The organism is Aeromonas sp. HMWF015, from assembly GCF_963878965.1.
GTDB lineage: Bacteria > Pseudomonadota > Gammaproteobacteria > Enterobacterales > Aeromonadaceae > Aeromonas > Aeromonas veronii.
The window spans coordinates 1-884 of the sequence record NZ_CAWNZT010000324.1 but is presented as its reverse complement, the minus strand read 5'-3'; the positions used below and the strand labels follow the sequence as shown (position 1 = coordinate 884).

Here is an 884-nt window from a genome sequence, read left to right as displayed (position 1 = left end):
TCGTAGAGGGCTTTGGCACGCTCGTTGAAGGCCATCACTTCCAGCCGGATTTGCTGAGCATCACGGGCCTTGGCCCACTCATCGCAATGGGCGATCAGCGCCTTGCCAATCCCGCGAGAACGGTGCTGCTCATCCACCACCACCGAGCCGATCCGGCAGATAGGCAGCTTGCTGAGAAACGGCACGCTCTCATTGATGTCGATCCGCGCCGTCAAAAAGCCCACCACCCTGCCATCCTGCTCGGCAACGCAGAACAGACGCCCTTCTGTGGCAATGGCATCGAGCAAAAATGCCCGCTCCTCTGGCGAAGGGGGACAGAACACCTCGGGATAGTGTTGATGGTGGATCTCTCCTATCTGCCGGTTCAGCTCGACAATGGCGTCGATATCCAGTTCGGTCGCCTTGCGTATCTCCAACGGTTGTTCCTTGCAAAAAGGGTGATGGTCATGCGCCATCTTAGGGGCTGTGCCCCGCATTCCAAATAGGCTCATCCGCATCTTTGACGAGCTGCAAAAACAACAACGCCCCTTAAGCGGGGCGTTATCGGCAATCCATGGCGATGAGGGATATCAGGCGGGGGCGTTAAGTTGGGCCACCTGCCGCTCGATGCTCCCCTTGAGGTTGTCATCGAGTTTGAGGGCGCGGGCCAGTTCGTCGAGATAACCGCGCTCCATAAAGTGATCCACCTCGATGGCGAGCAGGGAGGCGAGATAGACCTCGGTGGCCAGCTCCATATCGGTCACTTCCCGCGCCAGCGCGTGGGGATCGAGGGGACGGGCCAGCTCGGCGTCAATCCAGCGGGCGACATCGCTCTGGCCCTGTTCGGTCAGGTACTCCTGAATTTTCTGGCGCTCGGCACCGTCGATATGGCCATCGGCCCGGGC

At 60.0% G+C, this 884-nt stretch carries 2 protein-coding genes; both read right to left on the bottom strand.

The features are described from left to right. Positions 1-416, bottom strand: a 416-nt coding sequence (locus AACS18_RS16160; protein ID WP_181363303.1) for a GNAT family N-acetyltransferase, incomplete at its 3' end; no start/stop codon positions are given. Between the two features lie 153 nt (positions 417-569). After that, positions 570-884, bottom strand: a 315-nt coding sequence (locus tag AACS18_RS16155; protein ID WP_146184781.1) for a tellurite resistance TerB family protein, incomplete at its 5' end; no start/stop codon positions are given.